Raw genomic sequence first — 24,647 nt, 5'->3', positions numbered from 1 at the left:
ATAAAAAAATGAAAAAAACAATTACATTAACAGCATTAGTGTTGCTTTTTACTAACACGATATTTGCACAGTGGACCGCTGTAAATAATGGTCTTCCAGCTCTTACAACCCGTGGGGTGGCGAATTTAAAAGATACTTTAGTTACCGCGGTTAAAGACAAAGGAATTTTTTACTCTGTAAACAATGGAGACACATGGAGTAGTTGGAAATTCAATGCTAAATTACCTAACTACTCTTTTAACAATGTATATGGCGCGGGTGTAAAAATGGCGGCTACTGGTGGGGGACCTTTTTTATCATTTACAGGACAGTCAATGTTTAGTTATTATGAACACGGAATACCATTAAGCAATGTGCCGGTAGCTGCTCTATCAAATCAAAATATCAAATGTTGGATTAAAAGAGAAAATCCTGGGGTTCTTTATTTAGGTACAAATGGTGGCGGGGTTTTTTACAATCCAAATAATGCGGGTTATTCTCAATCAACTGGTTTGACTGGCGGCGGAAATAATATTAATTATATTTCATTTTTAGATGGGCCAAATAAAACCGAAATTGATGTTGTTGCAACTGACAATGGCGTTTATCGTACAGATGATTTTGGAAAAACGTATGTGCCATTTAATCCTGGTTTTACTGCACCAATTAGAGTATATCAAATAGGGCTGTTTACATTAACCGAAAATGGGCTGTTTTATTTCAATAAAGATACTCAAACTTTTATGCCTCTTAAACCAGGGGGTGATTACCGAACTTCATTTACTGATATGGTTGCTCTTAATTCTTACTTTTTTGGGAATGGAGTTGGGACAAAAATGAATTTATCAAATTTTCAAATTGACGACCTTTCTTTAGATGGCATAACTGGAGGAGCTATTACTAGTACAACATTAGTGGGTGATTATATCTTTGTTTGTACTGAAAATGGTGGCGTTTTTAGAAAGGCATTGGTTAATTTAGGAGTTAATGATTTTAACCAATCAAAAGTTGCCAAATTCAGTGTTTTTCCAAACCCAAGTAATGGTGAATTTAAAATTACCTCAGAAAATCCAATTCAAGTTCAATTGATAGATTTAACGGGGAAAATAATAAATTCATACCGAGTTGAAAATTCCGCTACTATAAAAGAAACTTTGAGCTCTGGAATATACCTATTGAAAGATAGTACTAATGGCGGTGTTAAAAAAATGATTATTAGATAATAAGAGAAAATGAGCATTAGGTAAAAGAGGCTGTAGAAATCTTTCGATAGCCTCTTTTGGCATTGCTCAGGATCCCTTTTTTATGTTTTAAATCTCGGATCTGTCTCTAGTATTCAATGATATAGAACTGCTTCATTTTCAATTTCATTCCTTAATTGGAACTCTTTTTTATAAAAGAATCGTGGGAGGTACAGGGCATTACGAAATAAAGATGTTTCAATTGGCCTGACCACCTGGTATAAATACAGCAAATTATTAGGATATAGCAAAAACAGGCACTTGTGCCCTCAGAAAAAATACGCCTCTTTGACAAGCTTTAGACCCAACGAAATTTGGTGCGCCGATGTAACGATTTTAAAAACACTGGATGACAAGAAGCACTATATTCATTTCCTGATGGATCATTATTCTAAAATGATTTTAGAATATAGTGTTGAAAACAATTCCAGTCCAAAAGCCATTAAATACTTATTACAAGCAGCCTATCTAAAGTACAAAAACAAAGAACCCATCACTTTTATGACCGATGGTGGCGTGGAGAATGTAAACACCACCGTTCAGGATTTTTTAAAAACAACCGATGAAGATATAAAACATCTGATTGCCCAAAAGGATATTCCGTTTTCCAACTCTAAAATCGAAGCGTTCAATAAAATTATGAAACACCAATTTTTGCTGCCCCAATATTTAGAGAATAGGGAACAGCTTGATTTGGCTTTAGCTAATGATGTAATAACCTACAACACCTTACGCCCTCAACTCTCCTTGCAAGGAAACACGCCCACAGAAACCTTTTCAGGAAAAACAATAGGCCTAAAAAGCTATAAAAGCCATTTTGAAGAACATAAAATCTTGAGAGTTGCGCAAAACCAACAAAATAAGTGCAAAGATTGTAAGTTGTAATGCTAAAGCAAAATAGAAAAACCCTATTCCAGAACGTATTCCAGTATTGGGCTTTCCCTTTTTTCTATTCCAAAACCTCAGACTCGTCTCCAATATTCAATAATGCTCAACTACCTTATTTTCAATTTCATTCCTTATATGGAACGCTTTTTTATAAAAGAATCGTGTGAGGAGCAGTGCTAACAACCAAAAGATTTAAGGACTTCTTTGCTAAAAACGCAGCAATGTTATAACATAAAAAAAACGAGCAATTGCTCGTTTTTTTTAATTTTCAATATCCTCTCTCGAAAATCCTGTTTTTAAAATTTCTGTAGTATCTGTAACTTTTTTTAAAGGATCGACAATGATTATATTAGGATGTTTTGGATCATATTTAGCTAAATAAAAACAATTGATTTTTAAGTTGTCTATAATTTTAGTCTCTGTTTCAGAGTTAAGGATATCGTAATTTATTCCAGAATTTGCGGTAACAATTTTCTCTCCGTTTAAAATATAAGTAAAATAAAAATTTGTTGTTTTAGGTAAATCCTTTTTTAAAGTAAATTTTGCAATAGTAAACTTATTCGATTTTTTTACTTCACTTTTTATATAAAAATCTCTTGCTATTAAAGTTATTAAAATAATTGAAACTATAAAAAAGAGAATTCTATTTTCTATTGATTTATTTCTTTTTAACATATCGATTATTATTTAACTAGGTTTGGTGCCGCATTAGATCCTGTCTCAACTACACCCCTCTGGTGCTCGATTGTATCGAGTACCTACTTACAATCGAAGGATAAAAGTAGCGTTTGCAACGCGGGTATAAAATTCTTACTCTACCATAAAGGCTCTACATTCACATTGCAGAAAACTTTATTTTCTTCTTCATAATTTCTGTAACTGCTATTTACATAGTCCCTTTCGTGAAATACTATTTGTGCTTCGACCGGATTATAATGAATATAGTTCACCCGTTGTTCCATTTTTTCCAATGTATCTAATATCACTGGATGAAAGCCGTCTTGCCACAGTTTATATTTTTTTGCTCTTCCTGTTGTTTCGGCTTCATAACTAAATTTTCGCAACAACCATTCTCTTCTGCTTTCGGGATGCTCTTTGATTGCAGCAATAAGTTTTTTGTTGGTGAATTTCTTAAAATCTCTCATTATATTTTGAAGCTCTCCATCTGGTGCTGTTGCTATTAAATGGATATGGCTAGTCATATAAACATAGGCATGCACACTTAATCTTTTTTCTTTTATGCAATAGTTCAGGGATTCGTCCAGGATATTATTATAAATTGGTCTTATTAATAAATCTACCCAATCTACAACTGTTAGGGTAACAAAGGTAGGCACTGTGCTGTCTATAACCTTATATTTCTCTGACATTTTTTCTGATAAATATAATTGATTTAAAATTACCCGCATTGCAAACGCTCTATTTTATCCTTCTAAGCAAGTAGGGTTAACCTATTCTAGGACAAGACATTCGCGTTATTCATGCTCACGCTAGCAGGGGTTATTTTATAATAAGCTTATAATATTGTTTATTCTTTGGAGTGTTTATCTCAATTATATATAATCCTGAAGTTTGATTTAATTCAAATTGGTGAAATTGAGTATAAATATTTTCGATTTTATAAATAAGTTGCCCCTCCAGGGTAAACACATTAATAGAAACTTCTTCTTTTGAACCTAAATCAATATTAACAATTCCATTATTTGGATTTGGGTATATAATAGCTTTTTTGTTTTTTAAAAAAGTATCAATTGAAAGTGTTGAACAATTATTTATTAATGAATTAAAGGAATTGTTATAATTTACTACTCCAAAATTAATGTTGTTGTAATAATCATAAATAGTACTATTAATAATGGATGTATCAGCTGTTCCCCACCAATTATTAGTAGCAATTATGTTTTTAACGGATGAATTTTTAATATTAAATGTCTCATTATTATAAATATTAGAATTACTTATTGTAATAAGATTTCCATTTATAATATCTATTCCCACAGAATTGTCTTTAATTGTTGAATTGGATATTATAATGCTTTTCCCAATATCATATCCATTATAACCTGTTAATTTTATTGCTGTTCCTAAATTATTACCCGTAATTTGAGAACATTCAAATATCCCATTACCAAAAACTAAACCATTAGAAGAATTATAATTAAAGGTGCTTCCAGTAATTTCAACTTCTGAAGCAGGAATGTTTAGTGGAGTATTAGTTAACATGCTCTCAATTATTTTTACAGGTCCATTTATTGGTTGGCCACCGCCATCAAGAATACTAGAATCGGATAAAATAGATTTTAAGAATTTAAGGTTTGCTCCACAACATCCTATGCTGAATTGAGTATTTTTAGCGACACACTCATTTATTATTATACCATAATTATATGAATCCGAATTAACCAAACAATCAGTTATTGTGCAATTCTTTAATTCTATGGATTCGCTTCTTGGATAAACCCCTATAATTGTTGTTGAAGATATTGTAGCATTTTCAATAAATAATTTGGCTGTTGTACCGTAGCCGTTAGTTTGAACTCGAGTATTATTCAGCGAAATATCAGAAATATTTAAGATTCCAGAGTTTTTAGTATTGTCCTGTTGATGTTCAGATTCTTGTGCAAGTTGTAATGCGTTTTTAGGGCCTTTAAAATCTATAAAAGATAATTTACTGTTGTTTAAGTCGGTGTTTTTAAACATAAGCATAGCTTTCCCCGAAATACCCCCATTAAACGTTATTGGAAGATTAGAGGTGCCATTAGCAATGAGAGTACCTTTAATTAAAATCTCATAATCTGAATTAAAATTAATTTGAACACCAGATTCAATAGTTAATGATATACCATTAGGGATTTGAACATCGCCTGTCAAATTGTATGGACTCCCAGATAAGCTCCAGACAGTATTAGTAAAGGACGGTCCGCTAACATCTGTTTGAGCAAATGTCATAAGGCTAATTAATAAAATAAAACAGAGTAGTAATTTTTTTGTCGTTTTTTTATATTTGTTCATAAAACACCTATTTTTATTTCTTTCAAATATATAAAAACTTTACTACAAATCTTCAAAAGACCTTTTACTTAACTATCCTCCAATTTATAAATCATCAATTCTTCTATTTCCAAAAAAAGTATATCTTTAGCCAAACTAAAACCCAATACCCAACACCTAAAGAACATGCAAGATAACAACCAAGACCATTTTAAAAGAGAACTCGGATTACTGGACGGTACCATGCTTGTGGTGGGCTCGATGATAGGTTCTGGAATATTTATAGTGAGTTCAGACATTGCCAGACAATTGGGTTCGGCAGGTTGGCTCACGCTCATTTGGGTAATTTCGGGTTTAATTACCATGATTGCGGCGGTGAGTTATGGCGAGTTGAGTGCCATGTTCCCCAAAGCGGGCGGGCAATATGTGTATTTAAGGGAAGCCTACGGAAAATTGATTGCCTTTTTGTACGGCTGGAGTTTCTTTGCGGTGATTCAAACGGGAACCATTGCTGCGGTTGGAGTGGGTTTTTCCAAGTTTGCCGCTTATTTATTTCCGCCCGTGAGCGATGAAAATATTCTCTTCGAAATCAGTAATTTCAAGCTCAATGCGGCTCAAATCGTTTCTATCATCACCATAGTTTTTCTGACGTATCTGAACAGTCGTGGGGTGAAAAACAGCAAAATGATGCAAACCGTTTTGACGATAATCAAAATCCTGTCGCTTTTCGGGTTGATTGTTTTCGGATTTCTATTGGCTGCCAAAGTCGAGATTTGGCATGCGAATTGGGCCGATGTTTGGGCTACAAAATCATACGTAAAAGAAACGGGTTCGTGGTTGCCCATTAGTGGTGTGGCATTAATTTCAGGGATTTCGGCCGCCATGGTGGGCTCCTTGTTTTCTAGCGATGCATGGGTGGGCGTTACTTTTATAGCGGGCGAAATCAAGAACCCGAAACGCAATGTGGGCTTGAGTTTATTTCTGGGGACTTTTATCGTAACTATTATTTATGTCTTGACGAATTTGATGTATCTCGCCGTAATTCCTTTTGACGAAATTGCCACGGCAAAATCGGATAGGGTAGCGGTAGTGGCCTCGCAATATATTTTTGGGGATATCGGGACGTACATCATCGCCATCATGATTATGATTTCGACCTTTGCTTGTAACAACGGACTCATTATGGCGGGAGCCAGAGTCTATTATACCATGGCAAATGACGGACTATTTTTTAAGAAAGCGGCGGTCTTGAATTCGGCGAGCGTTCCGGCTTGGGCTTTGTGGGTGCAATGTTTGTGGGCTTCAGTATTGTGTTTGACGGGAAAATATGGCGATTTGCTGGATTTTGTCATCATCATCGTTTTGATATTTTACATCCTGACTATATATGGGATTTTCATTCTTCGCAAAAAAATGCCCGATGCCGAAAGACCGTACAAGGCTTTTGGGTATCCATTTTTGCCTTTGTTTTATATTGTTGTGGCAAGCGCTGTTTCAATCGCCTTGTTGTTTACGAAAACGAGCACTTGCGGTTGGGGTGTTTTGATTATGCTGATAGGGATTCCGGTCTTTTATTTGACAAAGCCGAAGGGGTAATTGTTAGTAGTTTTTAGCCCTGATGGAAGTGGCATCCCACGCTTTTTAGCGTGGATATAACGAACAGCAGGATTAGCTTCAAATAAAAAAATCGTTCAAGACAAAATATATAAATCATAAATAATGAAAAAAGGAATCGTAATTGTTTTTAGCGTATTAACCACGATAGCTGTGTTTGGGCAAAATTTTGAGGGTAAAATAGTTTATACCAATTCGTATAAAAGTAAAAAACCGGAAATGTCGGATCAAAAATGGGCTGCGTTATTGGGTTCGACCCAAGAGTATTTCATAAAAGGGGGCGACTATAAATCGGTTACAAATGGGACTTTGGTGCAATGGCAACTCTATAATAACAAAGAAAATAGGCTTTATGTTAAAATGGCGAATTCGGAAGCCGCATTTTGGAATGATGCAAGCGTGCAAGGCGATGCAATTTTGAAAGTTGAAGTCAATAAAAATGCCACAGAAGTTTTAGGCTACAAATGTGACGAAGTGATTTTGACTTGCGAAAGTGGGTTACAGAAATATTATTTCAATTCAAAACTGGCAGTTGATGCAAAATTATTTGTGAATCATAAGTTCGGGAATTGGTATGGCTTTCTTTCGGAGTCACATGCTTTGCCCTTAAAGTCGATTATTGAGATTGCTGTATTTACCGTGGAAAGTGTTGCGACAGAAGTAAAACCGATGAAGCTGGACGCAAACACATTTGAACTTCCGGAAGGAATCAAGACGGAGAAAAGTCCGTTTTAATATTTTCGACTTGTGTATAAAACATTAAAAAATCCGTCTCGTTAGGATAACGTGACGGATTTTCTGTTTGTTGGAAATCGATTTTTTTGTTTTTAGTTCAGTTGCAGTTCGTTTTGTAAAACGGTTTCCACATCGTTAAAGGGCAATCCCCAAGCATCGGCCACACCTTTATAAACAATTTTTCCGTTGGCAACGTTTAGTCCTTTTTTCAATTCTTCATTTTCTACACAGGCTTTTTTCCATCCTTTATTTGCCAGTTGTAGCGCATAAGGTAAAGTGGCGTTTGTTAAGGCCAACGTAGACGTATAAGGCACGGCGCCCGGCATATTGGCCACGCAATAATGTACAATATCATCAATAATGAAGGTTGGGTTTTCGTGTGTTGTGGGCGTGCAGGTTTCGATGCAACCGCCTTGGTCAACGGCCACATCCACCACGACAGTTCCCGGACTCATCAATTTTAGCATGTCACGGGTAATTAGGTGTGGTGCTTTGGCACCGGGAATTAAAACGGCACCAATAACCAAATCGGTTTGGGCAATTGCCTCACAAATGTTATAATGGTTGGACATCACCGTGGTTACATTTGCCGGCATAACATCAGACAAATAACGCAAACGGGCCAAACTCACGTCCATAATTGTGACTTGAGCGCCAAAACCGGCCGCCATTTTTGCAGCTTGGGTACCTACAATTCCACCACCTAAAACCAATACTTTTGCAGGGGCAACTCCAGGAACACCTCCAAGAAGAATGCCTTTTCCTTTCAACGGTTTCTCTAAATATTTCGCACCTTCCTGAATAGACATACGGCCTGCCACTTCTGACATTGGTACCAAAAGGGGCAAACTCCGGTCTGTTTTTTCAACGGTTTCATAAGCCAAACATACCGCTTGGCGTTCTATCATGGCATGCGTTAAGGACTCAGAAGAAGCAAAGTGGAAATAGGTAAACAGCAATTGATCTTTTTTGATTAGCGGATATTCTGAAGCGATAGGTTCCTTTACCTTAATAATCATTTCAGCAATACTGTAAACATCGGCTATGGTTGGCAATATTTCCGCTCCGGCATCTGCATACGCTTTATCACTAAAACCGCTATTTTCTCCTGCGCTTGCTTGCACATATATGCTATGACCGTTTTTTTTAAATTCAGCTACACCAGCCGGCGTAAGGGCAACACGATTTTCGTTGTTTTTTATTTCTTTTGGGATTCCAATGATCATTTTTATAGGTTTTAATATTGGTAAATAGATACAAACAAAGGTAGTGGATAAAGAAAATATGATGCTTTATTGGCGGTAAATAAGAAAATATTCATTTTATTTACTAATTTGGTATAAAATATTTTTTTTATAGCTATGCTTTATAGTTCTAAAGCGAAAATATATCTGAAAAGTAAAAACGCATTTGCAATCCTTTCATCATTTTATCCTATGATTTTAGACGAAACCGACAAAAAAATCTTACGCCTTCTTCAGGAAGATGCCCACCTGACGTTGAAGGATATTGCCAATAAAATAAATCTTTCCCTCACGCCGGTTCATGATCGTGTGAAACGCTTGGAAAAAGAAAACATTATCGAGAAATATGTTTCCATTTTGAACAAAAAGAAACTGGGAAAAAACCTTACGGTGTATTGTCAAGTTACTCTTGTGAAACAAACCTATGACATTTCGGAAGGATTCAATCAATCCATTTTGAACATGCCCGAAGTGGTAGAATGCAATTTTGTGTCCGGAAGTTTTGATTATATGCTAAAAGTAGTACTGGCTGATATGGAAAGTTACCACCATTTTCATCAGAAAAAATTATCTATTTTACCGGAAGTTTCCTTGATAAATAGTTTTTTTATCATTTCGGAAGTAAAGAGCACTACGGTTTTAGCGATTTAATAATAAATAAAAAAGGCCGATTCCTAAAAACCGGCCTTTATAAAAAATAAAGTAAGTAAGAAATATTATAAAATCAGTCGGATGACTTGTCCGTTAGTGGTAATAAGTTCTATTTGCACGCTTTGGTTTTCATCAATGTTAGAAAGGATTTTAGAAACCGATTCTACGTCAACGGCCTTGGTGTTGCCGATACTTAAAATAATGGCGCCTTTTAAATCATTGGCATAACCATTCAGTTTTTCATTGTTGATGTCTTTTATTTTCACGCCGTAATCAATCTTGAATTTTTTCTTGTCGGTGGCATTGATGTCCTCCAGATCTAATCCTTTATATTCCGCAATGGCTATATCAATTTTTGACAAGGTCACTGGAACGGTCATGGTTTTTTGGTTTCGGATAAAGGTAACCTGCACCTTGTCATTAGGTCTTTTGGTGTTGATGTAACCTGATAATTCCGCAAACGTAGCGATATTTTGGTTGTCTAATTTTATGATTATATCCCCTTTGGTCAAGCCCGATTTTTCGGCACCGGAACCTTTACTTGTTTTTTTGACGTAAAAACCTTGTGACTCTTTAATTCCCAATTCTTTTGAAAAGGAACCATTCAATTCCGTGCCTTCAATACCCAAAATTCCCCTTTGCACGTTGCCAAATTCCATAATATCCTGAATGATTTTTCGGGTAATGTTAGAAGGAACCGCAAATGAATAGCCCACATACGAACCCGTTTGAGACGAAATCATGGTGTTAATCCCGATGAGTTCGCCATGAGTATTTACTAATGCACCGCCACTGTTTCCAGGATTCACGGCGGCGTCAGTTTGTATAAAAGACTGAATTCCGTTCGTGTCCAGATTTCTGGCTTTGGCCGAAACGATTCCTGCGGTAACTGTTGAGGTTAAATTATAAGGATTCCCGACGGCCAGCACCCATTCGCCTACTTTTACGTTGTCGGAATCTGCAAAAACGGTATATGGTAATTTTTCATCAGCATCAATTTTCAGAACGGCAATATCCATTTTGGCATCGGTACCAATCAGTTTTGCCTTATACGTTTTTTTGTTGTTTAGGGTAATTTCTATTTCTGAAGCATCTTTCACGACATGATTGTTCGTTACAATATAGCCGTCTTCCGAAATAATTACGCCAGAACCCGTTCCGACTTGTTCTTGTTGTTGACCGCCTTTAAAACCATAAAAAAACTCCAGCATGGGGTCGGATGTGGTTCTGTAGGAAACGTTTTTTACGTGAACTACTGTATGTACGGTTTTGTCCGCGGCTTCGGTAAAATCAATTGCTTCCGCTCCCAAGCCTACATTTCGGGAATAGTTTTCGGGAGCCACTGTCACGACTGATTTTGAATGTGTCAAATCACCATCAAATAGTAGTTTATAAGCACCAAGAGTTGTGGCGCCACTCAATAAAGAGACCAAAAATAAATTTCCAAATCTTTTCATTTTTAATAGTATTTAAGTTATAAGACAGTAAAAATAAAAAAATATTTTTTTTGCCAAATCGGGTTTAACGCACGTTTAACAATGATTAACTTTTAATTAATAGTTGTGGTTTTTCTTTATATCCTAGTCATTTCAAGAGTATAAAGCAAAGTAATCTCAAACAACAACTCTCAAGTCTCGTCTCCCTCTCCTTCGGAGAGGGTCGGGGTGAGGAAACTGTTAAAAAAATCTAAAAATACCTTCTTTAAAAATAGCACAAGTCGTTTTTTTATTTTTGCTTTACATGGTTAATAATAACAACAATTTTCACACCTCGGCTCCCCTTCCTTCGGAGGGGGCTGGGGGAGGAACAACCCAAACACCATGAAAAAAACACTACTTATTTTAGCTGCATTATTGTTCCAATTAAACGGTTTTGCACAATATACCGCAATACCTGATGTTAATTTTGAGCAAAAGCTAATTAACTTAAGCTATGACAGGGTGCGATAGACCATAAGGTTTTAACCGCCAATATTAACAAGGTAACCTCGTTAGATGTGAGCTATAAATCTATTGCCGATTTAACAGGAATTCAGGACTTTGTTGCTTTGAAAAGTTTGGTTTGTTCTCAGAATGAATTAACGAGTTTAAATTTGAGTGGATTAACAGCTTTAACAAGTTTGAATTGTAAATCCAATAAATTAACGAGTTTAGACTTGAGAGGGTTAACGGCTTTAACAACTTTGAATTGTTTTGGTAATCAATTAACAAGTTTAAATGTGAATGGATTATCGGCTTTGATAGATTTTAGTTGTGACGGTAATCAATTAACAAGTTTAAACGTGAATGGGTTATCGGCTTTAAGAATTTTGAATTGCAGTTTTAATCAATTAACGAGTTTAGACGTGAGTGGGGCGCCTGCTTTGACATTTTTGGTTTGTCCTTTTAATAAATTAACGAGTTTAAACGTGAGTGGATTACCGGCTTTATTTAGATTTGATTGTAGTGATAATCAATTAATGAGTTTAGATGTGAAGGCGTTGCCAGCTTTAACAGAGTTGTATTGTCATTCTAACAAATTAATGAGTTTAAACGTGAGTGGGTTGCCAGCTTTTAGAATTTTGAATTGTATTACTAACCCATCGTTATCGTGTATTCAAGTAGATAATATAGACGCAGCAGTCGCAAATGGCAATTGGCATAAAGATACTTCGGCAAGTTATTCATTAAACTGTGGTCTTGCCACAAGTACTAATGAGCTAAATAATGAGGTTACTGTGTTTCCTAACCCAACCAAGGCTATCCTTAACCTGCAATTTTCAGCCGCAACAACCCTAGATAAAATTATAATAACAGACCTAACAGGAAAAACAGTTTTGCAACAAGCTCAAACCTCAAACCAAGTTAACGTGCAAAGCTTGGCAAAAGGAATGTATATCCTGCAAGCCTATTCCGGAAAAGAAAAATTTACGAGTAAGTTTGTGAAGGAGTAAAAATAAATAACCCTATCAGGGTTTAAAACCCTGATAGGGTTAAAATAAAATGCAAAGTAGAATTAACGACTGTCACGCAGCGTTGTTCTCGATGGGTTTTATGTTTTCAAAATTATGCTTTTTAGAATTGTTTTCTTCTTCCAAGTCATAGTCGTCTTGAAGCCCAAGCCAAAACTTAGCACTGGTTCCCAAATATTTAGAAAGCCTCAAAGCGGTGTCGGCCGTAATCCTGCGGTTTCCTTTTAGAATTTCACTAATTCTGGTTTGCGGAATAAACGTTTCTTTACACAAGCGATAAGCAGTAATTCCTAATGGTTCCAGAAACTCTTCTTTTAGAATTTCTCCAGGATGTATGTTTTTTAAATTTCCCATAACTTTTAGTTTTAATGATAATCTACAATTTGCACTTCAAAAGCAGTATCGTTTTCCCATTTAAAAATAATTCTCCATTGATTGTTAATTCTGATGCTGTGAAATCCTGATAAATTTCCACTTAATTTTTCTAAATGGTTTGCTGGCGGAATTCTAAAGTCAGCAACATTTTGAGCGTTATTAATCATCCTCAATTTGCGCCTTGCAACATGCTGAATTTCACTAGGTAATTTTCTCGACTGAATTCCGTCCCAAATTTTTTCTGTTTCTTTATCCCCAAAACTTTTTATCACAGCCTAACTATTAAATACTAACGCCAAAGATAAGTAATTGTTTTCTTTTGTGCAATGCCAAATAACATAACGAAGAATTAATAATTTCCAAAAACACTTTGTCATAAAAAAACCTTTAGTTAGAAAAATTATTTGTTTTTAATAACAATCGCTTAAAACCAAATAACTAATAGTTGTACTTTTGTCACTATACAATTTTAAAAATGCAAATACAATTTTACAAATACCAAGGCACGGGGAATGATTTCGTGATGATTGACAATCGCTCGAATTTCTTTCCAAAAGACAACATCAAACTGATTGAACATTTGTGCGACCGACGTTTTGGCATTGGTGCAGACGGATTAATCTTATTGGAAAATGATGTTGACACTGATTTTAGAATGGTCTATTACAATTCCGACGGAAACCAAAGTTCCATGTGCGGTAACGGCGGACGCTGTTTAGTGGCTTTCGCCAAAAAGTTACATGTCATTCAAAATCAAACTACTTTTATTGCTACTGATGGTTTGCATCACGCTACAATTTCAGAGGATGGAATTGTTTCCCTTCAAATGATTGATGTTTCTACTGTGAAAATTGCCTCAGATTATGTGTTTCTTAATACGGGTTCACCGCATCATGTGCAGTTGGTTGAAGATCTAGAACGGTATGATATTAAAACAATGGGGGCGAAAATAAGGTATAGCGATTTGTACGGAACAGCAGGAAGCAACGTGAATTTTGTAGAACAAATTGCAGACCATAGTTTTGCGTTAAGAACCTACGAAAGAGGTGTTGAAGATGAAACGTTGTCTTGCGGAACTGGTGCCACTGCCGCCGCCATTGCCATGAATACATTAGGAAAAACAACTTCGAATGCTATTGAGCTTCAGGTTCAAGGCGGAAAACTAGAAGTTTCTTTTGATAAAACCGAGGGGAAATTTACGAATGTTTTCCTGAAAGGACCGGCAGAGTTTGTGTTTAAAGGAGAGATTGATATAATTACGAATTAACAATTACGAATTATGAAGTCGGACAATGTAATTGAAACTAAAAGCTATGATTTTGCTTTAAGGATTGTAAAAGTGTATAAATATCTAACTCAAGAAAAAAAGGAATTCGTTTTGTCAAAACAATTGTTAAGAAGCGGAACGTCTATTGGTGCGAATATTGAAGAATCTATTGGAGGACAATCAAAAGCAGATTTTTTCGCAAAAATAACCATTGCTTATAAAGAAACAAGAGAATCAAAATATTGGATAAGACTATTAAGAGATTCTGATTATTTAACAGTTGAACAATCAGGGGATTTATTGAAAGATGTTGAGAAAATTTTGAAAATAATTGGTTCCATTCAGATGTCAATTCGTAATTCGTAATTTCAAATTCGTAATTATTATAAAATGGTAACTTTAAAAGGTTCAAATATCTACTTACGCGCACTCGAACCTAATGATTTGGAGTTTGTGTATGAGCTGGAAAACGACGAAACGATTTGGTCAGTAAGCAACACGCAAACGCCTTACAGTCGGTTTTTGATTCGTCAATATTTAGAAAATGCCCATCAGGATATTTATGAAGCAAAGCAATTGCGTTTGGCGATTTGCAAAGACCAGGATTTTCCGGCTGTCGGATTAATCGACCTATTCGATTTTGATCCTAAAAACAATAGGGCGGGAGTTGGTATCGTTATAAAAAACCCAGACAAAAGAAATGCAGGAATTGGTACCGAAGCGTTAGACTTGTTGATTCAATATGTGTTTACTCAGTTAAATTTAAATCAATTATATGCTAATATTGACGTAGAAAATGTGGTAAGTATCTCTCTTTTTACTAATTTTGGTTTTCAAAAAATAGGCGTCAAAAAACAATGGAATTTGGTCAATGGCCAATATAAAGACGAGGCGCTATTTCAATTAATCAACAACCAACTTTAAATTTTTACATTTTGAAATTCAAAAAAATCGCGAGCATATTTTCAGTCGTTTTAATCACGGGTTTAATCGTTTATGGATATATTTTATACCGGGACATTTTTGGGGTAAATACTAAATTTGCTGAAAGTGAAGTCTATGTTTACATCCCAACTGATGCTAATTATGAAGAGGTAAAAAAAATAATTGCGCCATACATTCAAGACATGTCACGTTTTGAAATGGTGGCCAATAAAAAATCCTATCCCGAAAAGACCGAAAAAGCAGGTCGATTTTTATTAAAAAAAGGGATGAACAGCAATGAAATAGTAAATTCTTTGCGTTTAAATAATCCGGTGAATTTGGCTTTTAACAATCAGGAAAGATTGGAAAATTTTGCGGGAAGAATTGGTTCTCAAATCGAAGCCGATAGCCTGAGTTTGTTGACCGCTTTTAAAGACAAAAAGTTTTTGGAAGAAAACGGTTTTACAGAAGAAAATGTCTTGAGTATGTTTGTTCCCAATTCTTATGAGTTCTTTTGGAATACTAGTGCCATAAAATTTAGAGACAAGATGGCAAAGGAATACCGTAAATTTTGGACAGAAGCCCGTTTGGCGAAAGCAAAAAAATTGAAACTGACACCAATCCAAGTTTCGATTTTGGCTTCCATCGTACATAAAGAAACCGTAAAAAGAGACGAAAGACCAAAAGTGGCTGGCGTTTACCTGAACCGTTTGTCAACGGGAATGAAACTAGAAGCCGATCCAACTGTGATTTATGCCGTTAAACTAAAATCGGGAGATTTCAATCAAGTCATAAAAAGAGTTCTAAATAAAGATTTAGAAACCGATTCGCCTTATAACACCTACAAATACGAAGGTTTGCCTCCAGGACCAATAGCCATGCCCGACATTACGGCGCTAGACGCAGTTTTGAATCCCGAAAAGCACAACTACATTTATTTCTGCGCCAGCGTAACGAATTTTGGCTACCATGAATTTGCAGTTACTCCAGCACAACATGAAGTTAATCGCCAGAAATATGTGGCTTGGATAAGTAAGCAAGGAATAAAACGATAGATGTTAAAATTCAATATACCCTTCTTTTTCGTTCTATTTTGTTTTGTCTTTTCGACTTCTGTTTCCGCCCAAAATGAGTTTTCTCAATTTCTTAAACCAGCAGATTCTTTGAACATTCAAAGAAGGAATGCTGTAGTCTTAACAGAAACTGTGGTTTCAGCAGGCGTTTTGATTGGACTCAATCAACTCTGGTATGCTGATTATCCAAAATCCGATTTTCATTTCATAAATGACAATGGAGAATGGCTTCAAATGGATAAAGTGGGACATGTGTATTCCTCTTATCAATTGGGTCGTTTAAGTAGAGAAGCACTTCAATGGAGTGGTGTCAGCAGGAAAAACCAGTTGATATATGGTGCCACTTTAGGATTTGTATTCTTGTCAGCTGTTGAGGTTTTGGATGGGTATTCTTCTAATTGGGGCGCGTCTGTTGGTGATATTGCCGCTAACGCTTCAGGAACAGTCTTGTATGTTTCTCAAGAATTGGTGTGGAAAGAGCAACGAATCGTTCCGAAATTTTCTTTTCATACCACACCTTACGCTCCGGTTAGACCTAATGTTTTGGGAAATTCTTTACAGGAGCAAATTATAAAGGATTATAATGGGCAAACCTATTGGTTATCAGTTAATTTGCATTCTTTTATCAAAGATTCAAAAATTCCCAAATGGTTCAATCTGGCTTTTGGTTATGGAGCGGAAGGGATGATTACAGGAGAGGATGCTTTTATTAATACTGTTTTTCTTCCAGAATCAAAACGGTATCGACAGTTTTACTTCAGTTTTGATGCCGATTTGACTAAAATTGATACGAAATCCCATTTTTTGAAAACTATTTTTTCAGTTTTTAATACTATCAAAATCCCGGCTCCAACGTTTGAAATCAATGAGAGAGGAGATTCTAAATTTCATTTTTTTTATTTTTAGCTATATAGAATTAAAATTATACGGTTAAAGTTGTAAAAAAACACGCGGTTCCAAAATTATTGGACGATGTGTTTTTTTGTTTTTAATACTTCCTGATTGATAGAGTACTTTACTATTATGTGAGCTTTTTCTATAAGTAAAATAGTCTACGAGTACTGTTCCACTTCTTCCTCTGTTGTCTGAACTTTCCTGTTTTTTATATTTTAAAAGAAAGATGGCAATAAATTATTTGTTTGAAACTAATGATTCATATATGTTTTTCTTTAATTAAATACGTAAATGTTAACTCCAATATTTTCTTTTTCCGCTGTTCAACCATATAAAAAGACACTTTATCTAATTTAAACAAATCTCTATTGATTTGAAATTTTATATCTATAAATTTATTATGAAGTTTCTAAATAAAGGCTTTTTTATAGTGAATTTGTAAGTGGTTATTTTTTATAAATACCTGACAATTAATAATTTAATACGTAATAGTGGTGTGATTCAGTCTTGTTAATGACTTATAAAATAGAATGTCATTTATCGGATTAGTTATTCGTTTTGGAGTCAATATTATCTTAATATCGATCTAGTCAACGATTAGAAAGGATTTTTTTAGAAACAAAGTATATTAATAATTTGAGAATACGGGTTTTACAATGGATATAATCTTAGTTAATAAGAACATGAATTATTTGAAATTCTTTGTGGAATATAGATTTGAGATATTAACATAACTGTTTAGATCACAAAATTATCTTTCGGTATATGTTAAAGTCAGTTTTGTTGTTTGATAAAGAATTTAGTTTGGATCATTTGCAAATTGTTTAACCCTTTATTTTAAGTGTTGTTATTTACCAATTCAAATAGATTAATCGCGCTTTAAACGCCATACCAATTAATTTATTTTTTACAAATATATTGGACATTATTTTTTCTATGGCACTTAATATTTAAGTGTTAAATTAAAGTGATACAATTATTTGTTTGACTTTTTCTTAATTTCCAATTAAACATTTAGCGTTTTGTCTTGATTTTTTCTAAGTGTGAGAAGTAGATATTCTTATACTAGATCGGGCGAAGCATGCCTTTTTTTAAGGGCGTTGCAGATGATATTCAATTGAATAGCAATGATAGTTTGTAAGCTTTTGCTAAATAATTTATTCACGTCAATTGAGCATCCTTAATCTGTCAAGTTTAACCGTATTAATAAGATTTGAATTCACTAATTATTAATTATTAATAACAAGGATATGAATACTTTTAATAAAATATTATTTTTGTTTGCACTCACAATTTTTTCTTTTAATATTTCTTGGGGTCAATCCGAAATTAATTTATTGCTCAGACCTTCTGATAGTTTGAATATTGCGAGACGCAATGCTGTTGTTGTTGCGGAAAGTGCCTTTTATGTTGCAGGAATGATACAAATGAATAAGCCTTTAACTAGTGACCATTTCAATGCTAAATTCCATTTTGTTAGTGATAATGTAAGTTGTTTACAAATGGACAAAGCGAACCACATTTTTGTATCCTATCAAATTGGCAACCTTTTTTCTAATGCTTTGCAATGGAGTGGTGTCAGTAAAAAAAATCAATTGATTTATGGAGCAGGAATGGGATTTGTTTTTTTGAACAGTATAGAGTTAGCAGATGGGTTTTCTAAGAAGGGAGCTTCCTATGGCGATGTAATTGCAAATAGCATTGGGACATCATTATTTGTTTCACAGGAATTACTTTGGAAAGAACAAAGAATTATACCCAAATGGTCGTGTGGAACTTCGGGTTTTGTCTGTGCAAATCCTGAAAAAACGAAATCACAACTAATGGGAACATTAGATAAAGAAACCATTTGGTTGTCGGTCAATTTGCATTCCTTTTTTAAAGCCTCTAAAATTCCTAAATGGATGAATTTAGCCATAGGATATGGTACGGAAGGAGTTGATTATAGGCCTCGAATTTTGGGTACTAAGCAAGTTAAATTTCATCAGTACTACTTCAGTTTCGATGCCGATTTGACTAAAATCGATACGAAATCCCATTTTTTGAAAACTGTTTTCTCAGTTGTAAATGTTGTAAAAATCCCAGCTCCAACGTTTGAAATCAATGAGAAAGGAGATTCGAAAATTTACTTTTTTTATTTTTAGAAAACTTTAACTTGTTGATTTTCAGATTTGTATTTTTTATCGTACATTTGTGATGTAGAAATTTCTTAGAGTGACAGTTTAAGAAGAAAAATATATTATGATAAAAAAATGGTGTTTTTACTCAAGTCTAGCTTTAATAATTGTTTATTTAAGTTCCGGTTTCAAGCCTTTCGAATTACAAAATCACGATTGGTTTCATGTAAATGTTGAAGATGGATTGTCCTATTCATTTCCTTCCAAAGAACAAAAAGATTATGCTAATTTGAATATCCCTTTCACCGGAAAGTTTTTTGTTGGTTTTAAAGAGGCGGTAGCTTTTAGAGAATCGGAAGGGAAATATAAAAAGATCAACTCTTTGGGCTATATGGGGAAATACCAGTTTGGTTTGGAAACTTTAAAAACCATCGGTATTTATGAAACTATATCTTTTTTAAATAGTCCAAAATTACAAGAAAGAGCATTTGTGGCTCTTTTGTCTAAAAACAAATCAGAATTAAAAGACGAAATCGAAAAATTTTCAGGAAGAATTATTGGGGGAGTTAAAGTCACAGAATCGGGCATACTTGCTGCCGCGCATTTAGGAGGTGCAGGTTCCGTAAAAAGATTTCTAAACAGCAATGGAACAATGAAGTGTAAAGATCAATATGGCGCATCTGTAAAAACGTACATGAGAGATTTTGGAGGGTATGAAACATCAGGGATTATCGCTGATATTAATGCAAAAGTGAAATAAGTATTTCAAGATATAATATAGTAAAAACCTGCTTTTGGCAGGTTTTTTTATGTCCATTAAACGAAAAACAGTTTCATTATGAAAAGTATTAAATTTCTAGACAAAACTTTGTTTGTTCCATAATTCAGAATATTTTCCTTTTAAACGCAATAAATCCGGATGATTTCCAGATTCAGCTATCGTTCCGTCTTCCATCACCAAAATTGTATCTGCATTCGCAATAGTACTCAAACGATGAGCAATTACAATCACGGTTTTTCCTTGTGATTTAAAATTATCAATCACTTCTTTTACTATTTTTTCAGAATTAGTATCTAAAGAGGATGTCGCTTCATCCATTAATAATATTTCGGGATTTTTATACAAAGCTCTTGCAATGGCAATGCGTTGCTTTTGTCCACCGGAAAGCATAGCTCCATTTTCTCCAATCTGAGTATTAAAAGCATTGGGTAATTTTTCTGCAAATTCCGTGATTCCTAATTGTTTGGATAGGTCTAAAACATGCTGAATATTTGGAAATGAATCACCTAGAGCAATATTTTCTATTATAGTTCCCGAAAATAAATTTAATTGTTGCGGAATAACCCCTATACAATTTCGCAAACTTTGGTAATGAATGTAATCTCGAGAACTTCTTTTGTTACTGCAAAGGAAATAGAGTTCCGTCTAATAAAATTGGATGGAAGTCAAAACCACCAAATACTTCTCATGTTTATCTTCAATAATAATTTTTTGGGAATGATCATTTTTGTGTACTTGAAAAAACTACGACAGTTTTTTAATAATCAATTATTTTTATATCCTGTATCTTTTTGTAAAATTTTATAAATTTCTGCTAATTGCTCCAATTTAAAAGCAATTAAATTTTTTTCTTTAGAAAGCATCATCTGTTTAAAGTCATCATCCTCAATAGAAAAATATTGAAATCCACGAATATAATCCTTTGGAATCTTTAATTGGTTGATATAAAAGTCATCTGAAAAAAAAGTTGTCAAATTGTCTTTGATATTATGTTGTTTCTCTATTTCAATGTCTTTTTTTAATATTTTTATATTACCATTTAAAGAATTAATTATTCCTGAAATACCTCCAGAAGCTGCATAAAGCCTTCTCTCTGCGGGAGTATATTTTTTTGCAGATTTCACCAAAATGCCAAGGTCTGCAGCATTAATTTTGCTGTATTTAAGGATTGTCACTTCGTCAAGTTCATTTGCCTTAGGGGTCATTTCGATGATGATTTCTCCTGAATTATATTCACTAACGTCAATAGTTTTTCGAATCAATTCGAAATTTGAAGAAGTAGTAACAAGTAAATCATTAGGTTTACATAGTATTTTAATTTTGCCGTTTTCATCAGATTTAGTTTCACTTTTGTTAACAATATTTATTATATTAATTCCTTTAAGGGCAATATTATTAGCTAAAATAGTTCCTGAAATTAATTTATCAGTTTGCGAAAATGAATTTTGAATGATAACAAAATAGAAAAAATAAAATAAAATATTTTTAAACATTTTGAGTTGTGATTTTTTATAAGTAATAATTTTATCGTATTTAATATCCCAAAGTCCCTTGTTCTTTAGGAAAGTTATGAAAATATAAATATTAGACATTATTTAATTTCAGTCAATTTTTCTTTTATATATAATTCTAATGATTTAGGCAGAGGTTGAAATATTTTATTTTCTACCTCCTGCCAATAATTATCGTTATAATTACTTGGAGTAATGAAGGTATAGAAATTACTTAAATTTTTAGTTGAGATTTCATTAACATATTCTTTTTCAAGCAGGAAAAATTCATGAATAGCATCAATTTTTGTGTAGTCGTCATTTTTCTTCTTTTTAATAGTGTAGGTTCTTATTTCTTTAAAGTAAATAAGATTGTTTAGATTGCAACTTGAAACTTTATTTGCACTATAAATAGCATTTATATTATAATTTTTTAAAATAGATTCCATCCCGAAAAATCTCATTATTTTTGGATTGTCATTTGAATAAATTGACAATTGTATTTCAAAACCATCATTCGTTTTGGTTATAATTCCTTTATTAGTATCATTTTGTTTATTAATTATTAAAATGCTTTCTGGTTTTGAATCATCGAACCTATAACCTTTAGATAAATTTTTATAAATAAAATAATGATTAAAATCAGGAACTCCTGCCACTAGAAACTTATAAGAAGAACTTAATTGTTTAATAGATTTATTCTCAAATGATCGGTTAGATAATATTTCCATTTTGTTTTTTTTTAACGAAACATAATATTCTACTATTCCATCAATAAAATACTGTGGTTTATCCTCGTTTATCTGAATACTTCTAAAATAACCTTTCAACTTAATATATTTAAAATTTTGTGTTTTTTTGAAATAATTACTTCATCTAATTCAATAGTTTTTCGGTTTAAAGTAATAATTGGTGTGATTTTAAAATCAGTAAGACTCATTTCTTGATTTTCAAAAGATGGATTAACAAAAGTTATTTTTTTCGCATTTGATGAAAGTATTTTATTGTCAAGTTCTCTAGAGACAATCCCATTGCAATCTGATAAACCAAATAATTCTCCTTTGTCAGAATATATTTCTATATATGCTGAATTTTTATCAGTAGAAGAATCGTTAAAGGCATGTTGAGAATAAACAAAAATTTTAAATTGTAAAATAAGAAAAATTGTAAAATATTTTTTCATAATATCTCATAAAAAAAACAGCAAGAAATTTATTTACCATCTTGCTGTTTTAAATTTTAATTAAATTACCACAATTTAAACCCTAAAAGGACAAAGTCTGATTGTGTATTCTTTGCAATACCATCTAAAACTCCAGTAATTGTAAGTTTAAAAAAAGTAAATCCCCCTTCAACTACTTGTATTTCCTGAGCATCAAGCTCAACTAACCCTAAATTTTCTAAATTCATTTTTTTGATTTTAAAATTAAACATTTTTGTGTTGTACAAATTTGTTTTCTCGAGAACTTCTTTTGTTACTGCAAAGGAAACAGACTTCCGTCTAATATAATTGGACGGAAGTCTAAACCGCCAAAAATTTCTTTAGTTTCTTCATCAGTAATTATTTTTAGGGAGTATTTCAGTTCCAGGTCAAAGGGTTGCTCGTAATAAAAAGTAGTCCTTTTTTTGGAGTATTTTATTGGGGCATCGTTTTCTTTGAGCATATCAATAATATTATACAATTGGCTCCTGCTAATGCCTAATATGCAAGCTAATTCAAATGGGCTCCCTGTTTTTTCTTGACAAACTAAATGATGTGTCTTGTTGATTCGCTCTACTTTTTTGATAAAATTCATATTTATGCTAAGAGTTTTTTTTGTGCTATTCCCCTTTACAGCTCTCGTTTATATAGATTTACAGTATTTTATATTTCAGTTTGACAGGATTATTATTTTTTTTGACAGTGTTCTTGAGTATTTTACTTCAGTACTTTAGCTTAATTTTAAAACATTGGCTACTGTATTTTCATTCCAGTTTTGATTGACATCATATTATACAATGCCACTTTTTGTTAAATGTAATCTAAATTAATGGGTTTCTTGATGTCAAGATATTCATAATCAGCCTGACAACGTTTGCGTGTTGATAAGTTATCAAATAATAAGGTATTATTGATTCTTAATTAAATAGTTTGAATGTAAAGTATAAGGATACTGACAAACAAGGTGTTATTTGAGAAGAGAAAAATTTATAGAACGGTGTCTACTTGTATTCATAAGATGTAGCACTAAAGCTACATCTTATGAATAATAAAAATAGTAGGTCTATTATGCAAATCGACACTTGCTTTTTTCCAATCAGAAGCCCTCATGGTTTTTATGTATTCCGTAGGTAAAGTAATATCGGTGGCAACGCAAAGGTGGGTGTTGGGTTGCAATGCTTGCAAAATATCCTCCAACATTTTGTTGTTTCTATAGGGCGTCTCTATAAATATTTGCGATTGGTTTTTGTCTTGCGACAATTTCTCTAAATTTTTCAATGCTGCTTTTTTCTCCGTTTTGTCAATAGGGAGGTAGCCATTAAAGGCAAAACTTTGTCCGTTCATTCCAGAGCCCATCAAAGCCAAAAGAATAGAGGAGGGGCCTACCAATGGAATAACCTGAATGTTTTTCTCGTGCGCTAATTTAACTATGACAGCACCGGGATCGGCCACGCCAGGACATCCTGCTTCACTCATTAATCCAATGTTTTTTCCTTCCAGACACGGTTGAATCATTTTATTGTGTTCGGAAACTTCGGTGTGTTTGTTCAAAGCGCTCAATCGCAATGTAGCTTGTACTTTTTCAGGATGGATGGTTTTAATGAATTTCCGTGCTGTTTTTTCGTTTTCCACTATATAATCGTCCAATAAGTCGATGGCTCTTTTTACCGTTTGTGGCAAGACATCCATTGGGTCGCATTCTCCCAATGTTGTTGGGATTAAATACAGTTTTCCCCGTGTAGAAATAGGTTTTATTGGATCGCTCTTCACATATTTAGCAATTAATTTCTCGGCAATAATATCGCATGATTCATCGAGCATGCTGTATACGGCATCAAAGCCATTTTGCAAACCATAATAAGGATCGGGAACGTCTACGTTTTCGCCTGGGAAAAGCTCGTTTAGAATGAGTTGTACTTTATTTTTTTGATCGTCATTTTGAGCCAAAGCAATCACGTCATTGTAATTGGAATTATCCATTACATAGATATAATCAAAAGTATCTAAATCACTTGCTTTAAAATGCTTCCCTTTTTTGAAGGAAATGTCGAGATTGTTTTTTTTGGCCACGGCAATAGATCGGTCGTCGGGCTGTTTTCCTATATGCCAGTTACCAGTCCCGGCGGAATCAACAATAAACGTTTCTTTGGGGAGTTTGGAAGCCAATATTCCTTCTGCCAAAGGAGAACGACAAATATTGCCAAGACAAACCATTAAAATTTTAACAGACAT

At 33.7% G+C, this 24,647-nt stretch carries 27 protein-coding genes and 1 pseudogene; 13 read left to right on the top strand and 15 right to left on the bottom strand.

Annotated features, from left to right (window positions below; all coding sequences use genetic code 11):
• The first annotated feature begins 8 nt into the window (after positions 1–8).
• Both DB895_RS12435 and DB895_RS12430 read left to right on the top strand, forming a co-directional pair.
• Positions 9–1,202, top strand: coding sequence for a T9SS type A sorting domain-containing protein (locus tag DB895_RS12435; RefSeq protein ID WP_133242676.1), 1,194 nt, complete (start codon positions 9–11; stop codon positions 1,200–1,202).
• Positions 1,203–1,481: 279 nt separating this feature from the next.
• On the top strand, positions 1,482–2,105 hold the full coding sequence (locus DB895_RS12430; RefSeq protein ID WP_166426974.1) for a DDE-type integrase/transposase/recombinase: 624 nt from the start codon (positions 1,482–1,484) through the stop codon (positions 2,103–2,105).
• Positions 2,106–2,369: 264 nt separating this feature from the next.
• On the opposite strand, the gene DB895_RS12425 is transcribed toward DB895_RS12430, so the two are convergent.
• The 3 genes from DB895_RS12425 to DB895_RS12415 form a co-directional block, all read right to left on the bottom strand.
• A complete protein-coding gene (locus DB895_RS12425) occupies positions 2,370–2,783 on the bottom strand; it encodes a hypothetical protein (protein WP_116725687.1) in 414 nt (137 codons plus the stop codon).
• A gap of 140 nt (positions 2,784–2,923) precedes the next feature.
• A complete protein-coding gene (locus DB895_RS12420; RefSeq protein ID WP_116725705.1) occupies positions 2,924–3,478 on the bottom strand; it encodes an REP-associated tyrosine transposase in 555 nt (184 codons plus the stop codon).
• A 130-nt stretch (positions 3,479–3,608) separates the two neighbouring features.
• A complete protein-coding gene (locus DB895_RS12415; protein ID WP_116725686.1) occupies positions 3,609–5,120 on the bottom strand; it encodes a T9SS type A sorting domain-containing protein in 1,512 nt (503 codons plus the stop codon).
• A 165-nt stretch (positions 5,121–5,285) separates the two neighbouring features.
• Between DB895_RS12415 and DB895_RS12410 the strand changes: the two genes are divergently transcribed.
• Together DB895_RS12410 and DB895_RS12405 are read left to right on the top strand one after the other, a co-directional pair.
• On the top strand, positions 5,286–6,695 hold the full coding sequence (locus tag DB895_RS12410) for an APC family permease (protein ID WP_116725685.1): 1,410 nt from the start codon (positions 5,286–5,288) through the stop codon (positions 6,693–6,695).
• A gap of 123 nt (positions 6,696–6,818) precedes the next feature.
• Positions 6,819–7,448: a hypothetical protein gene (locus tag DB895_RS12405; RefSeq protein WP_116725684.1), complete on the top strand. Its 630-nt coding sequence runs from the start codon at positions 6,819–6,821 to the stop codon at positions 7,446–7,448.
• 92 nt (positions 7,449–7,540) lie between these two features.
• Here DB895_RS12405 and ald read toward each other — a convergent pair whose 3' ends face one another.
• A complete protein-coding gene (gene ald, locus DB895_RS12400) occupies positions 7,541–8,674 on the bottom strand; it encodes an alanine dehydrogenase (protein ID WP_116725683.1) in 1,134 nt (377 codons plus the stop codon).
• A 210-nt stretch (positions 8,675–8,884) separates the two neighbouring features.
• On the opposite strand from ald, the gene DB895_RS12395 reads away from it, so the two are divergent.
• The gene (locus DB895_RS12395; protein WP_116725682.1) at positions 8,885–9,343 is read left to right on the top strand and encodes an Lrp/AsnC family transcriptional regulator; all 459 of its coding nucleotides are present in this window, start codon (positions 8,885–8,887) and stop codon (positions 9,341–9,343) included.
• 65 nt (positions 9,344–9,408) lie between these two features.
• On the opposite strand, the gene DB895_RS12390 is transcribed toward DB895_RS12395, so the two are convergent.
• Positions 9,409–10,800, bottom strand: coding sequence for a trypsin-like peptidase domain-containing protein (locus tag DB895_RS12390; protein WP_116725681.1), 1,392 nt, complete (start codon positions 10,798–10,800; stop codon positions 9,409–9,411).
• A gap of 539 nt (positions 10,801–11,339) precedes the next feature.
• Between DB895_RS12390 and DB895_RS12385 the strand changes: the two genes are divergently transcribed.
• The gene (locus DB895_RS12385) at positions 11,340–12,275 is read left to right on the top strand and encodes a T9SS type A sorting domain-containing protein (RefSeq protein ID WP_116725680.1); all 936 of its coding nucleotides are present in this window, start codon (positions 11,340–11,342) and stop codon (positions 12,273–12,275) included.
• Positions 12,276–12,347: 72 nt separating this feature from the next.
• Here DB895_RS12385 and DB895_RS12380 read toward each other — a convergent pair whose 3' ends face one another.
• Positions 12,348–12,647, bottom strand: coding sequence for a HigA family addiction module antitoxin (locus tag DB895_RS12380; RefSeq protein ID WP_116725679.1), 300 nt, complete (start codon positions 12,645–12,647; stop codon positions 12,348–12,350).
• A gap of 11 nt (positions 12,648–12,658) precedes the next feature.
• Entirely contained in the window at positions 12,659–12,940 is a 282-nt protein-coding gene (locus tag DB895_RS12375; protein WP_116725678.1) for a type II toxin-antitoxin system RelE/ParE family toxin, read from the bottom strand.
• 203 nt (positions 12,941–13,143) lie between these two features.
• On the opposite strand from DB895_RS12375, the gene dapF reads away from it, so the two are divergent.
• From dapF to DB895_RS12340, 7 genes are all read left to right on the top strand, one after another.
• A complete protein-coding gene (gene dapF, locus DB895_RS12370) occupies positions 13,144–13,935 on the top strand; it encodes a diaminopimelate epimerase (protein WP_116725677.1) in 792 nt (263 codons plus the stop codon).
• 12 nt (positions 13,936–13,947) lie between these two features.
• Positions 13,948–14,301, top strand: coding sequence for a four helix bundle protein (locus tag DB895_RS12365; protein WP_116725676.1), 354 nt, complete (start codon positions 13,948–13,950; stop codon positions 14,299–14,301).
• 24 nt (positions 14,302–14,325) lie between these two features.
• Positions 14,326–14,859 (top strand): GNAT family N-acetyltransferase, encoded by a 534-nt coding sequence (locus DB895_RS12360; protein WP_116725675.1) that lies wholly within the window; start codon positions 14,326–14,328, stop codon positions 14,857–14,859.
• Positions 14,860–14,870: 11 nt separating this feature from the next.
• Entirely contained in the window at positions 14,871–15,914 is a 1,044-nt protein-coding gene (gene mltG, locus DB895_RS12355) for an endolytic transglycosylase MltG (RefSeq protein WP_116725674.1), read from the top strand.
• The gene (locus tag DB895_RS12350) at positions 15,915–16,838 is read left to right on the top strand and encodes a DUF2279 domain-containing protein (protein ID WP_116725673.1); all 924 of its coding nucleotides are present in this window, start codon (positions 15,915–15,917) and stop codon (positions 16,836–16,838) included.
• A 1,238-nt stretch (positions 16,839–18,076) separates the two neighbouring features.
• Complete coding sequence (locus tag DB895_RS12345; protein WP_116725672.1) at positions 18,077–18,970, top strand: DUF2279 domain-containing protein; 894 nt, start codon at positions 18,077–18,079, stop codon at positions 18,968–18,970.
• Positions 18,971–19,067: 97 nt separating this feature from the next.
• The gene (locus tag DB895_RS12340; protein ID WP_116725671.1) at positions 19,068–19,703 is read left to right on the top strand and encodes a peptidoglycan-binding protein LysM; all 636 of its coding nucleotides are present in this window, start codon (positions 19,068–19,070) and stop codon (positions 19,701–19,703) included.
• A 96-nt stretch (positions 19,704–19,799) separates the two neighbouring features.
• Here the strand turns inward: DB895_RS12340 and DB895_RS12335 are convergent, their stop codons facing one another.
• The 8 genes and pseudogenes from DB895_RS12335 to DB895_RS14485 form a co-directional block, all read right to left on the bottom strand.
• Positions 19,800–20,321, bottom strand: coding sequence for an ATP-binding cassette domain-containing protein (locus tag DB895_RS12335; protein ID WP_262497406.1), 522 nt, complete (start codon positions 20,319–20,321; stop codon positions 19,800–19,802).
• Positions 20,322–20,488: 167 nt separating this feature from the next.
• A complete protein-coding gene (locus tag DB895_RS12330; protein WP_116725670.1) occupies positions 20,489–21,316 on the bottom strand; it encodes a hypothetical protein in 828 nt (275 codons plus the stop codon).
• Entirely contained in the window at positions 21,316–21,945 is a 630-nt protein-coding gene (locus DB895_RS12325; RefSeq protein ID WP_133242675.1) for a hypothetical protein, read from the bottom strand. The genes DB895_RS12330 and DB895_RS12325 overlap by 1 nt, the downstream gene beginning before the upstream one ends.
• Positions 21,946–22,040: 95 nt before the next feature.
• Positions 22,041–22,397: a hypothetical protein gene (locus DB895_RS12320; protein ID WP_116725668.1), complete on the bottom strand. Its 357-nt coding sequence runs from the start codon at positions 22,395–22,397 to the stop codon at positions 22,041–22,043.
• 65 nt (positions 22,398–22,462) lie between these two features.
• Positions 22,463–22,624 (bottom strand): hypothetical protein, encoded by a 162-nt coding sequence (locus DB895_RS14385; RefSeq protein WP_208012177.1) that lies wholly within the window; start codon positions 22,622–22,624, stop codon positions 22,463–22,465.
• Positions 22,625–22,689: 65 nt separating this feature from the next.
• Entirely contained in the window at positions 22,690–23,010 is a 321-nt protein-coding gene (locus tag DB895_RS12310) for a hypothetical protein (RefSeq protein WP_116725667.1), read from the bottom strand.
• A 437-nt stretch (positions 23,011–23,447) separates the two neighbouring features.
• On the bottom strand, positions 23,448–24,104 hold the full coding sequence (locus DB895_RS14490) for an SAM-dependent methyltransferase (RefSeq protein ID WP_394336336.1): 657 nt from the start codon (positions 24,102–24,104) through the stop codon (positions 23,448–23,450).
• A 123-nt stretch (positions 24,105–24,227) separates the two neighbouring features.
• Positions 24,228–24,629: pseudogene (locus DB895_RS14485) on the bottom strand (low molecular weight protein-tyrosine-phosphatase); the annotation flags it as partial.
• Positions 24,630–24,647: the final 18 nt, after the last annotated feature.

This window comes from Flavobacterium psychrotolerans (assembly GCF_003097635.1).
Lineage (GTDB): Bacteria > Bacteroidota > Bacteroidia > Flavobacteriales > Flavobacteriaceae > Flavobacterium > Flavobacterium psychrotolerans.
Note: the sequence above shows the minus strand (reverse complement) of the source record. Positions and strands in the feature narration are given on the sequence as shown.

What these genes read in the sequence shown, in the direction of transcription:
- DB895_RS12435 (WP_133242676.1), top strand. Translation starts at nt 9, where the DNA reads ATGAAAAAAACAATTACATTAACAGCATTAGTGTTGCTTTTTACTAAC.
- DB895_RS12425 (WP_116725687.1), bottom strand. Translation starts at nt 2,783, where the DNA reads ATGTTAAAAAGAAATAAATCAATAGAAAATAGAATTCTCTTTTTTATA.
- DB895_RS12420 (WP_116725705.1), bottom strand. Translation starts at nt 3,478, where the DNA reads ATGTCAGAGAAATATAAGGTTATAGACAGCACAGTGCCTACCTTTGTT.
- DB895_RS12415 (WP_116725686.1), bottom strand. Translation starts at nt 5,120, where the DNA reads ATGAACAAATATAAAAAAACGACAAAAAAATTACTACTCTGTTTTATT.
- DB895_RS12410 (WP_116725685.1), top strand. Translation starts at nt 5,286, where the DNA reads ATGCAAGATAACAACCAAGACCATTTTAAAAGAGAACTCGGATTACTG.
- DB895_RS12405 (WP_116725684.1), top strand. Translation starts at nt 6,819, where the DNA reads ATGAAAAAAGGAATCGTAATTGTTTTTAGCGTATTAACCACGATAGCT.
- ald (WP_116725683.1), bottom strand. Translation starts at nt 8,674, where the DNA reads ATGATCATTGGAATCCCAAAAGAAATAAAAAACAACGAAAATCGTGTT.
- DB895_RS12395 (WP_116725682.1), top strand. Translation starts at nt 8,885, where the DNA reads ATGATTTTAGACGAAACCGACAAAAAAATCTTACGCCTTCTTCAGGAA.
- DB895_RS12390 (WP_116725681.1), bottom strand. Translation starts at nt 10,800, where the DNA reads ATGAAAAGATTTGGAAATTTATTTTTGGTCTCTTTATTGAGTGGCGCC.
- DB895_RS12380 (WP_116725679.1), bottom strand. Translation starts at nt 12,647, where the DNA reads ATGGGAAATTTAAAAAACATACATCCTGGAGAAATTCTAAAAGAAGAG.
- dapF (WP_116725677.1), top strand. Translation starts at nt 13,144, where the DNA reads ATGCAAATACAATTTTACAAATACCAAGGCACGGGGAATGATTTCGTG.
- DB895_RS12365 (WP_116725676.1), top strand. Translation starts at nt 13,948, where the DNA reads ATGAAGTCGGACAATGTAATTGAAACTAAAAGCTATGATTTTGCTTTA.
- DB895_RS12360 (WP_116725675.1), top strand. Translation starts at nt 14,326, where the DNA reads ATGGTAACTTTAAAAGGTTCAAATATCTACTTACGCGCACTCGAACCT.
- DB895_RS12350 (WP_116725673.1), top strand. Translation starts at nt 15,915, where the DNA reads ATGTTAAAATTCAATATACCCTTCTTTTTCGTTCTATTTTGTTTTGTC.
- DB895_RS12345 (WP_116725672.1), top strand. Translation starts at nt 18,077, where the DNA reads ATGAATACTTTTAATAAAATATTATTTTTGTTTGCACTCACAATTTTT.
- DB895_RS12340 (WP_116725671.1), top strand. Translation starts at nt 19,068, where the DNA reads ATGATAAAAAAATGGTGTTTTTACTCAAGTCTAGCTTTAATAATTGTT.
- DB895_RS12330 (WP_116725670.1), bottom strand. Translation starts at nt 21,316, where the DNA reads ATGTCTAATATTTATATTTTCATAACTTTCCTAAAGAACAAGGGACTT.
- DB895_RS12325 (WP_133242675.1), bottom strand. Translation starts at nt 21,945, where the DNA reads ATGGAAATATTATCTAACCGATCATTTGAGAATAAATCTATTAAACAA.
- DB895_RS12320 (WP_116725668.1), bottom strand. Translation starts at nt 22,397, where the DNA reads ATGAAAAAATATTTTACAATTTTTCTTATTTTACAATTTAAAATTTTT.
- DB895_RS14385 (WP_208012177.1), bottom strand. Translation starts at nt 22,624, where the DNA reads ATGAATTTAGAAAATTTAGGGTTAGTTGAGCTTGATGCTCAGGAAATA.
- DB895_RS12310 (WP_116725667.1), bottom strand. Translation starts at nt 23,010, where the DNA reads ATGAATTTTATCAAAAAAGTAGAGCGAATCAACAAGACACATCATTTA.
- DB895_RS14490 (WP_394336336.1), bottom strand. Translation starts at nt 24,104, where the DNA reads ATGGATGTCTTGCCACAAACGGTAAAAAGAGCCATCGACTTATTGGAC.